10 protein-coding genes are annotated in these 9,498 nt (G+C 62.2%); 1 reads left to right on the plus strand and 9 read right to left on the minus strand.

Annotation, left to right across the window (positions count from 1 at the left end):
• Positions 1 to 121: 121 nt before the first annotated feature.
• Positions 122 to 616: a MarR family winged helix-turn-helix transcriptional regulator gene (locus ABJF10_RS07250; protein WP_348543868.1), complete on the plus strand. Its 495-nt coding sequence runs from the start codon at positions 122 to 124 to the stop codon at positions 614 to 616.
• Here ABJF10_RS07250 and ABJF10_RS07255 read toward each other — a convergent pair whose 3' ends face one another.
• The 9 genes from ABJF10_RS07255 to ABJF10_RS07295 form a co-directional block, all read right to left on the minus strand.
• Positions 617 to 1,882 (minus strand): PQQ-binding-like beta-propeller repeat protein, encoded by a 1,266-nt coding sequence (locus ABJF10_RS07255; RefSeq protein WP_348543869.1) that lies wholly within the window; start codon positions 1,880 to 1,882, stop codon positions 617 to 619. It abuts the gene before it with no gap.
• 54 nt (positions 1,883 to 1,936) lie between these two features.
• On the minus strand, positions 1,937 to 2,578 hold the full coding sequence (locus ABJF10_RS07260) for a hypothetical protein (protein ID WP_348543870.1): 642 nt from the start codon (positions 2,576 to 2,578) through the stop codon (positions 1,937 to 1,939).
• Positions 2,579 to 2,774: 196 nt separating this feature from the next.
• Positions 2,775 to 3,209: a PDZ domain-containing protein gene (locus ABJF10_RS07265; RefSeq protein WP_348543871.1), complete on the minus strand. Its 435-nt coding sequence runs from the start codon at positions 3,207 to 3,209 to the stop codon at positions 2,775 to 2,777.
• Between the two features lie 54 nt (positions 3,210 to 3,263).
• The gene (locus tag ABJF10_RS07270) at positions 3,264 to 4,481 is read right to left on the minus strand and encodes an ABC transporter permease (RefSeq protein WP_348543872.1); all 1,218 of its coding nucleotides are present in this window, start codon (positions 4,479 to 4,481) and stop codon (positions 3,264 to 3,266) included.
• Positions 4,478 to 5,239 (minus strand): ABC transporter ATP-binding protein, encoded by a 762-nt coding sequence (locus ABJF10_RS07275; protein WP_348543873.1) that lies wholly within the window; start codon positions 5,237 to 5,239, stop codon positions 4,478 to 4,480. The genes ABJF10_RS07270 and ABJF10_RS07275 overlap by 4 nt, the downstream gene beginning before the upstream one ends.
• Before the next feature lie 9 nt (positions 5,240 to 5,248).
• On the minus strand, positions 5,249 to 6,457 hold the full coding sequence (locus ABJF10_RS07280; RefSeq protein WP_348543874.1) for an efflux RND transporter periplasmic adaptor subunit: 1,209 nt from the start codon (positions 6,455 to 6,457) through the stop codon (positions 5,249 to 5,251).
• A complete protein-coding gene (locus ABJF10_RS07285; RefSeq protein WP_348543875.1) occupies positions 6,454 to 7,875 on the minus strand; it encodes a TolC family protein in 1,422 nt (473 codons plus the stop codon). The genes ABJF10_RS07280 and ABJF10_RS07285 overlap by 4 nt, the downstream gene beginning before the upstream one ends.
• Positions 7,876 to 7,960: 85 nt before the next feature.
• Positions 7,961 to 9,037, minus strand: coding sequence for a prephenate dehydratase (gene pheA / locus ABJF10_RS07290; RefSeq protein ID WP_348543876.1), 1,077 nt, complete (start codon positions 9,035 to 9,037; stop codon positions 7,961 to 7,963).
• Positions 9,034 to 9,498 (minus strand): SMC-Scp complex subunit ScpB (locus tag ABJF10_RS07295; RefSeq protein WP_348543877.1); only part of this gene is annotated, 465 nt, incomplete at its 5' end. The genes ABJF10_RS07295 and pheA, both read right to left, overlap by 4 nt.

Consider the following 9,498-nt stretch of genomic DNA (forward strand, 5'->3'; position numbering starts at 1 on the left):
CAAATAATACTTACACGTATTATTCCTTTGGCTTTTTTCTCTCCTCTGACATCGTTTCGCCGATCGTGTTCGCAAGTTCCCGGCCGTTTGCCAAAACCGGTTTGGAAAATTCTGGACCCCCATGCCTGACCCCTCCCCAGTCTCCTTCAATACCGGCGCTCCCAAGCGCCTGCCGGTGCTGCTGCGCCGCGCCTGGTACGGTTTGAACCAGACCTTCCGTCAGCGCATCGCCCATCTCGGCATCACGCCGGACCAGTACATCATCCTCCGCTGGCTCAGCGAGGGTGATCCACAGGGGCTCACGCAGCGGACACTGACCGACCTGATGGCCAGCGATCCGAACACGATCACCTCCACGCTCACGCGCATGGAAAGAAACGGGCTGATCTCCCGCAACCCTCATGAGCAGGACAAGCGCGCCAATCGTGTCAAGATTCAGCCCACTGGCCGGAAGGCCTTTGAAAAAGCGCGCAAGATCGCCATGGCTCTGCAGGAACAGCTCCTGGGCACCCTACCACCGGCTCGCCGGGAAAAATTTCTCGATGAGCTCGAGGCGATTGCCAATGCCTGCGGCGCGGTTCTGGAAAAGGCGCCCGGCAAGGCGCCACGTTGCTGATTAACGGCCGGAGACGTCGAGGCAGACGGCTTCCTTCGTGCTCCGCGCGAAGATCATTCCGTTGCTAACGATCGGCGTGGTCCAGCATTTGCCGTCCAGCACCTTGGCCCGCGAGAGTTCGTGATAAGCGTCCGGCTTGGCCTCGAAAGTGACGAGGTCGCCGTTATCGGCCAGCGCGAGCACACGATCACCCACGAGGATCACCTGTCCCGGGCCGAAGCCCGGTTGCTCCCACTTCACCGCGCCGGTCTTGATATCGACGCACTTCACGGGGCCCACGCCGTACTCCTTGAACTGGAACATCCCGTAAAGATAGCCGTCCTTGACGATCGGCGTGCTCCAGTGGTTGGCCAGCGGCTTGTTCGTGCGGATGCGGTACAGCTCCGTCGCCTTGAGACCATTCGCGTCCTTCGAGACCCGCACGGCCCCGGCGCCGACACCATAGCCCGCGGAGCAATACACGACGTCGCCATCCACCACCGGCGAGGCCGCGGTCGAGGTCTTGTAGTCGAAAGCATAGCGCCACAGTTCCTTGCCGGTTTGCGGCTCGACCGCAAGGAGCCCGCTCTGCAGGAAGAAAATGACCTGCCGCTGGCCGAGAATCGTCGCCGCCACGGGTGTGGCATGCGTAATCTTTTCGTCGAAGGCCTTCCACGCGACCGAACCGTCTTTGGCGTTGAAGGCGATCAGCGATTCTCCTGGGCCACCGCCGCCGACCAGCACCAGCGAACCTTCGATCAATGGCGACGCCGCGTTCTCCCACTGGATGTTGCGCCCCGCGAATTCCTTGAGCAGATCATGCGACCAACCTGGCTTGCCCGTGGCCGCGTCGAACGTGCGCAACACCAGTTGTGAAGACATCACGTAAACGGTCGTGCCGTCGGTCGTCGGCGTGGAACGTGGACCGTCGCCACCCTTGTTGTCCGCCGCGCCGCTATCGCCGCCGCCGTCATACTTCGGGAAATTCAGCGCCGCGAACCAGAGCTCTTTGCCAGTCTTGGCGTCGTAGGCCACCACACTCTCCTGCTTCGTCCCTTCGGCGTCTTTCAAGCTCAGCGTGAACGCCCGTCCCTTCGCGACCACAAACGAACTGAAGCCACCCTCGCTCGGCGTCTTCCAGACTTGTTTGGGCGCTGTCTTGCCCGCGGGAACCGTGATTTTCTCCGACGATTTGCCGTCGCCGCTCGGGCCGCGGTACTGCGGCCAATCGACGGCGTGGAGTTGCAACGTGGCGGTGAAGGCGAGGGCGGGAACGAGGAAACGCATGATGTTGTTGTGACGGTATTGGGTTGGAAAAATCAAGTCCGCTGGTGATGGCGGCTATTTGGCAGCTTCGATGAGGAGGTCGTCGAACCGGATAGGCGTGTTCGCAAAGGGCATCCCCCAAATGCCCGCGCGCCCGGCATTGGGCTCCGTCTTTTCCTCCAGGGTGATGAGCGGCTTCTCCGGCTCCGGCGAACCGGCCGCCCACGCTTTGCCCTCCACCACCCAGCCGACGCCACTCTTGCGGACGGTAATCCGCAGCGTCGTCCAGGCATCCGCTGTCCAAGTGAAGGGCACGCTCAGCTTTGCCTCGTCTCCCTTGTAGAACTCCAGTGCACCTTTGGCCGCGCTCACCTGCAAGCGGTAGCCGTTCACCCCATTCAAGCTCACACCAAAGGTCGGGAATTTGCGGCCCTTTTTCGTCCCGAAGAAACGCGCGCTCGCGCTCACGTCGTCTTTCACGCTCGGCCCGAAGAGCAGCCCGAAGGTATCCAGCGGCTCGCCGGGCAGCTCGAGGTATTTGCCGTCCTTGTCCTGCTTCACCTCGAAGGCCCCGGCCATGACCATCATCTCAGACGGCATCTTACCGACTTCCGCCGACTCGAAATCATTCTTGTAGAGCGGTTCCGCCGCGCAGAGCGGCAGGGGGAGAGAGGCGGCGACGAGCAGGGGCAGGAAAATCAGGCGGGAGGTTTTCATGGAGAGGCGGGAAGGGATGTCCGTGGACAGGCCCACTGTCCAGACCGTTCAAACCGCAAAAATCTTAGCCGTAACGCATCGCCGAGGGATTTTGGAACCGCGGAGGCGCAGAGGCCCGGAGAAAGTTAGGCACGAGATCAGAATTGGATGGGCCTTTCCCCGCCTCCTCCCCTCGGCATCTCCGCGCCTCCGCGGTTCAATTCGTCGGCACGGGGATCCACTCCTTGTCCACCGTGCGGGCGCGCAGCTTAAAGGTCAGCGGATCGTAGTACTTGAGCGGAACGGTGGTGCCCGCCTCCTGGACCATCCGCGTGCAATCCTCGGCGCTGTGCCCCGCTGTGCTCCGGCCGTCGATCTCCGTGATCACCATGCCTACCGTGAATCCCGCCCGATCCGCCGGCGAACCCGCGACCACCTGCTCCAGCGCAATGCCCTGCGACCCTCCACGATTCTGAAAGCGGATGCCGAGCACAAAGACGCGCTTGCGCGGCGCAGGCGTGGCGTCTCCCGGCCGCGGCGTCCCCTCACGGACGATCGGCGGCTTATCAGTCGACGGCAGGCTGACCGGCACGATCCCAAAACCGGGGTCCGGCGTAGCCAGTGTCAGGGCAGCGAGCAGTGCGGCGAACATTTCGACTGCGTATGTACTCCACCACCCCCCTTCCGCGCCAGCGATGATCTAAGGCTACTCGTAACGCAGCGCGTCGATCGGATCGAGCGCGGCCGCCTTTTTCGCCGGGTACAATCCAAAGAAAACGCCCACCGCGGCGCTGAACAGGAAGGACACGATCACGTAAATCGGCGGCACCATTGTCGGCCAGTGGGCAAAGTACGAAATCGTTTCTGCGGCACCGAAGCCCAGGACGATGCCGATGAAACCACCGATGGAGCTGAGCGTAACCGCTTCGATCAGAAACTGGAGCATGATGTCGCGACCATGGGCGCCGACCGCCATGCGAATGCCAATCTCGCGGGTTCGCTCAGTGACACTGACGAGCATGATGTTCATGATGCCGATGCCACCGACGAGCAGCGAAACAATCGCGATGGCGACCAGCAGATACATCATCGTTTTCGATTGAGCCGTGAACATTTCGGCCAGGTCCTGCTGACTGCGCACGGTAAAATCGTCGTCGTGTCCGGTCCGGATATTGTGGCGCTGCCGGAGCAGCGAGGAGATCCCTTCGGAAACGCGCGCCATGACATCGTCGTCCGCGGCCTGCACATTGATGCCGCGGAGCACCGTCGCTCCCGTGAGGCGCTTCATGGCCGTCGTATAAGGCACCACGAACACATCATCCTGGTCCATGCCGCCGAGGGAGAAGCCTTTCGATTTGAGCACACCGGTAATTTTAAAGGGCACGTTCCTCACCCGGATGATCTGTCCCACCGGATCTTCATCACCGAAGATTTGTTGGGCCGTGGTCTTGCCGATCACGCCCACTTTGTTGGCCGAACGAATGTCCTGCTCGGAAAAGGAAGAGCCACCAGTAAAGACCCACTGCCGCATCTCGAAATAATCTGCCGATTCCCCCAGCACCTGCGTGTACCAATTCTGGTTGCCCGCGGCCACCTGCGTGTAGGTGCGGACTTCCGGGCTGACCATCGTCACGCCGGGAACCTCCCGGAGAATCGCCACCGAATCCTCCACCTTCATCGTCCCCGCGGCCCCGTAGCCGCCCTTGACGCCACTGCTCGTCGAACTGCCGGAAAAGACGAGCACCATGTTCTTTCCGAGCGTCGCGACCTGGGCTTCGACCTGCGATTTCGCGCCGTTGCCGATGCCGATCATCGCGATGACCGCCAGCACACCGATAATGATGCCCAACATGGTGAGAATGCTGCGCATTTTGTTGCGCATGAGCGCACGCAGGGCGATGCGGAACGTGGCGGTCAGTTTCATTTTACGAGTTTCGCCGCCTGGTGTTCCTCGTCCAGCCGGCGCATTTCTTCCTTCGCGTTGAAGCGATCTTTCACGGCGATGTCGCTGACAATCACGCCGTCGCGCATGACCACGTTGCGCTTCGTGTAGCGCGCGATGTCCGGTTCATGCGTGACCATCGCGATGGTGATCCCGTTGTCATTCAGCGATTGAAACGCGTCCATGATCTCGATGCTCGTGCGGCTGTCGAGGTTGCCGGTCGGCTCGTCGGCGAGCAGGAGGGCCGGTCGGTTAACCAACGCCCGGGCGATGGCCACGCGCTGCTGCTGGCCGCCGGAAAGCCGGTTGGGAGTATGGTCGAAGCGCTTCGCCAGACCGACGAGTTCGAGCGCTTTCATCGCCCGCTCGCGCAATTCCTTCGCCCCTGGCCGATGGCCGCCATACATCATCGGCAACTCCACGTTTTCGAGCGCCGAGGTGCGGGACAGCAAATTAAAGCCTTGAAAGATGAAGCCGATCTTCTGGTTGCGCAGGTCCGCCAGTTCATCGCGGTCGAGCGAGGACACGTCGACGCCATCGAGCAGATAGCGCCCGCGGGTGGGCCGGTCAAGGCAACCGAGCGTATTCATCATCGTCGACTTGCCCGAGCCGCTCGCGCCCATGATGGCGACGAATTCGCCCGGCATGACCGTGAGCGAGACGTCGCGGACGGCGGTCACCTCGACGTCGCCCGTCTGATAGACCTTCCAGATCGATTCGAGGCTGATGACAGGCTGCATCCTGGGAACTTAGAAGCGGCGCGGCATACCGCCACCACCGAAAGGACTGCTCGAGGCGGATGCGGCCTTGGTCTGCGGCATTTCCACGGCCGTCACGACGAGATCGCCTTCTTTCAGCCCTTCCGACACCTCGGTCGAGATGCCGTCGTTGATCCCCAGTTTCACCAGCACGGGCGCCGGCTTTCCGCCGCCCGGCGGCATCACATAAATCGTCCGCTCGTGCTTCTCGCCGGGAGGCCTTCCACCTTTGCGCTTGCCACCCGGCGGCGGCGTCATCGGCAGCGGCGTGGCGGCCGCGGGCGGGGCGTCGCTCTCGGGCAGGCGCACGCGCAGGGCGGCATTCGGGATCTTCACCACATTTTCGCGGCGGGCGATGATGATCTGCGCGGTGGCCGTCATGCCCGGCTTCAGCTTGAGATCGGGATTCGCCACCGAAATGACCACGTCGTAGGTGACGACGTTTTGCACCGTGGTTGCGGCGTTGCGGTTCTGCACGACCTTGCCGTGAAAGGTGCGGTAGGGAAACGCATCCACGGAAAACTCCACGTCCTGGTCGAGTTCGACATTGCCCACGTCGGCCTCGGCGACGTTCGAGTCGATCTGCATTTTCGTCAGGTCATTCGCAATGAGGAAAAGCACCGGGGCGTTCATCGCCGCCGCCACCGTTTGCCCCACATCCACACTGCGCGAGATCACGATGCCGTCGACCGGCGAATAAATCGTGCAGTGATCGAGGTCGACCTTGGCCTTCTCCACGTTCGCCTGCTTGATCTGCACCGTGGCCTCGGCCTGATGCAGCGTGGCAATGGCGGTGTCGAGGTCCGCCTGTGGCGCGGCGTGCTGGGTGACCAACTCCTGCTTGCGCTTGGCGGTCAACTGCGCCAGCTCCAGCGCCGCGTTGGCATTCGCCAGATCGCCCTGCGCCTGATGCACGCTGGCCAGATAAACCGCGGGGTCGATCTGCGCGACGATCTGCTGCGCTTTCACCGGCGAATTGAAGTCCGCAAACAGCTCCTTGATATTGCCGGAGATCTGGCTGCCCACGGTCACATTCAACACCGGATTGAGCGTCCCCGTGGCCGTGACGACCTGCGTCATCTCACCCTTGGTGGCCGGCGCCGTGACGTACTGCGGCCCGTCGTTGCGGTTGCGATTGTAGTACCACCAGCCACCGCCACCGAGGACGACGACCAGGATGAGGATGAGCCAGATTTTCATGGAATTTTGCTGCGCTGCACCCGCGCCTCCTGGAAGACGCCAGTCACCTGCTCGAGGTTGCGCAGCGCGACCTGGAAACCGTACGTCTGCACGGCGAGGTCTTTGCGGGCGTCGTTCAAATCAGTGAGCGCTGTGAGCACATCGACGCTGGTCGCCGTGCCGGCGCGGTATTGGTTTTCCAAATCGTGGTAACCCTGTTCCGCCGCCACGACCTGGGCATGGAGTGCTTTCAAGGTTTGCTGCAAAGTGCGCACCGCGACCCATCCGTTCTTCACGTCCGATTCCACGACCTTCGCGGTCTTGTCGCGGTCGAGTTTCGTCTGCTCGATGACCCGGTTGGCCGTCAGCAAATCCACCTCGCGCTGGCCCCCGCTAAAGATCGGCACCTGCACCGACACCGTCGCATCCCAGTCGTAGGTGCTGTTCGTGGTGAAACCGGAATTGTGTCCGCGCTGGCCGTCCACCTGGGCCACCACCCGCGGGCCATACTGCCCGATGACCTCGTTGCGCCGCGCGATGTCCTGGTCGATGGCGATGTCTTTCACCTTCAAATCCTCCCGGTGCGCGTAGGCCCGGGAGAGGAGCTCGGTGAACAACGGCAGCGTGCTCGGGTAATCCGGCGGCTCGACGACAGTGAACTGCGTATCCGGCGCGAAGTTCAGGATATTGGCGAGCGTATTGCGGTCGATTTCGAGGATCCCTTCATCCTGCACGAGAACCTGTCGCGCCTGCTCCACAGTCACCGTCGCCCGCAGCACGTCCGCGCGCGTCACCTCGCCCACATTGGCGCGCTTTTGCGCGAGGTCGAGTTGCTGGTTGGTCAACCGCAGCGTCTCCCGGTCCACCAACACGAGCTGCTGCTGCTTGAGCACCTCGTAAAACGCGCTCGCCAGGCCGAAGAGTGTCTCCCGAATCGTGAACTGATGTTCGAGCCGGGTGGCCACCTTGGAGAGCGACCCCAGGCGATAAGCCGGAAAAACCGTGAAATCGATCAGCGGCTGCACATAGGTAAATCCGGCGTCCGCCGACCCGCCGCGAGCGTGCCTGGTAATGTCCACGGCGCGGCTGTCGATCGGTGTGGAGACGCCGTTCACCGCCACTGTGTCCGACTGGATCACGGTGCTTCTGGTCGCGTCATTGTGGCGGTTGTAGCTGCCGCTCGCGCTGATCTGGGGGCCCACCCTCGCCAGGGCGCTCCAGGGCAGCAGGTTGGCCTTGCGGATTTCCCAGTAGGCAATGCGGATCGTCTGGTCGGTCGCCAACGCCCGGTCGTAGGCCTGTTCCAAGGTCAAAGTTCCCCCGGTCACTGTCGTTTTTTCCGGCGCCAGCGGCGCCGCGCCGGCCAAATCGTGCAGGGTCAGCAGGGCGGAGAGCACGACCGGATGGTATCTCAGGAAGAAAAATGGACGAGGGGACATGCGTGGGGCTCGCTGCGTGAATGAGACACCGCGAATGCTCATCCGTTACATCCAATTCGCGGGAAACTCTTAATAAAAACTAATCTCAGGTCGGCAAAGTCTTTGGGTAGGTACCGAGAATTTTAACGAACGTGCAGTGTTGCGAAAGCGCTTCGAGCGCTTGCTGCACCTTCTCCTCGCCCGCATGGCCATCGATATCGACGAAGAAGAAATACTCCCACGCCTTGCGCTTGGAGGGGCGGCTTTCGATTTTGCTCATCGAAATCTTCAGGCGGTTGAAAGGTTCGAGCGCATGAAATAATGCCCCCGGCTTGTCCTGCACGCAGAACATCAGCGAGGTGCGGTCGTCGCCCGTGGGCGGCGAGGCCGTGCGGCCGATGACCAGAAAACGCGTGGTATTGCTGGCAATGTCCTGAATGGAAGCCGCCAGCACTTGCAGCCCGTGATATTCCGCGGCCATCTGGCCGGTGATTGCCGCCGCTCCCTCTTCCGTGGCCGCGAGTTCGGCCGCGCGCGGCGTGCTCGATACCTCGACCAGGTCCACATTCGGCAGGTTCTGGCGCAGCCAGTTGCGGCATTGGCCGAAGACCTGCGGGTGCGAATAGATGCGCTTGATCTTTTCGCGCGGGATCTTCGCCACCAGGTGGTTCTCGATCTTCATCAGGATCTGCGCACAGATGCGCAGCTCGCTGTCCATGAAGACGTCGAGCGTGTGGTTCACCGCACCCTCGGTGGAATTCTCGATCGGCACCACCCCATAGTCGGCGTTGCCGCGCGCCACCACGTCGAAGACATCGGCGATGCTCACCTTGGGCGTGTAATTCACGCTGGCGCCGAATTTCGAGCGCGCCGCCTGGTGCGTGTTGGTCGACTCCGGCCCGAAGTAGGCGATCGTCAAATCCTTCTCCAGCGCCAGGGACGCGGACATGATCTCGCGGTAAATCGCGCGGATCGACTTCTCCGGCAGCCGTCCCTTGAGCTCGAGGTTTTTCTCCGTGAGCGCCCGCAACACCGTCTCCTCGCGTTCTGGCGCGTAAATCTCCGTGCCTTCCGCGCGCTTCACCAATCCGACTTCGTGCACGAGATCGGCCCGCTCGTTGAGCAGCTTCAAGAGCTGGGCATCGAGGGCGTCGATCTTTTGGCGAATGGCGGACAACTTCATTCGTGTGCGGGAGGTTCAGTCGCCGTTTCCGTAACTTCGCTTTCCGGGGCCGGCTCGGGCTCGGGCTCCGATTCCAGTTCCGATTCAGGCGCAGAAGCTTCGATTTCGTTGGCCGGGACTGCTTCCGTTTCCAGCGCAGACTCCACCGCGGCGCCTTCGGTCTCGACCGCTGCTTCCGTCGGCGGTTGTTCCGCGGGATCTACCGGCTTGGTCTCTTCCACGACCGGCGCCGTCGGCAGCACCACGCGCTTCAATTCGCTCGCATTCGGCAACTCATCGGTCGTCTTCAGCCCGAAGTGCTCGAGAAAATATTCGGTCGTCGAGTAGAGCAGCGGACGTCCTGGCACTTCCGCGCGACCCGCGATCTTCACCAACCCGCGGTCGAGCAGGATCTGCATGACGCCATCCACCGCCACCCCGCGCACCGCCTCGATGTCCGCCCGCGTCACCGGCTGGCGATA

This window comes from Chthoniobacter sp., from assembly GCF_040003245.1.
In the GTDB taxonomy this organism is placed as follows: Bacteria; Verrucomicrobiota; Verrucomicrobiia; order Chthoniobacterales; family Chthoniobacteraceae; genus Chthoniobacter.

What these genes read in the sequence shown, in the direction of transcription:
- ABJF10_RS07255 (WP_348543869.1), bottom strand. Translation starts at nt 1,882, where the DNA reads ATGCGTTTCCTCGTTCCCGCCCTCGCCTTCACCGCCACGTTGCAACTC.
- ABJF10_RS07250 (WP_348543868.1), top strand. Translation starts at nt 122, where the DNA reads ATGCCTGACCCCTCCCCAGTCTCCTTCAATACCGGCGCTCCCAAGCGC.
- ABJF10_RS07270 (WP_348543872.1), bottom strand. Translation starts at nt 4,481, where the DNA reads ATGAAACTGACCGCCACGTTCCGCATCGCCCTGCGTGCGCTCATGCGC.
- ABJF10_RS07280 (WP_348543874.1), bottom strand. Translation starts at nt 6,457, where the DNA reads ATGAAAATCTGGCTCATCCTCATCCTGGTCGTCGTCCTCGGTGGCGGT.
- pheA (WP_348543876.1), bottom strand. Translation starts at nt 9,037, where the DNA reads ATGAAGTTGTCCGCCATTCGCCAAAAGATCGACGCCCTCGATGCCCAG.
- ABJF10_RS07285 (WP_348543875.1), bottom strand. Translation starts at nt 7,875, where the DNA reads ATGTCCCCTCGTCCATTTTTCTTCCTGAGATACCATCCGGTCGTGCTC.
- ABJF10_RS07260 (WP_348543870.1), bottom strand. Translation starts at nt 2,578, where the DNA reads ATGAAAACCTCCCGCCTGATTTTCCTGCCCCTGCTCGTCGCCGCCTCT.
- ABJF10_RS07275 (WP_348543873.1), bottom strand. Translation starts at nt 5,239, where the DNA reads ATGCAGCCTGTCATCAGCCTCGAATCGATCTGGAAGGTCTATCAGACG.
- ABJF10_RS07265 (WP_348543871.1), bottom strand. Translation starts at nt 3,209, where the DNA reads ATGTTCGCCGCACTGCTCGCTGCCCTGACACTGGCTACGCCGGACCCC.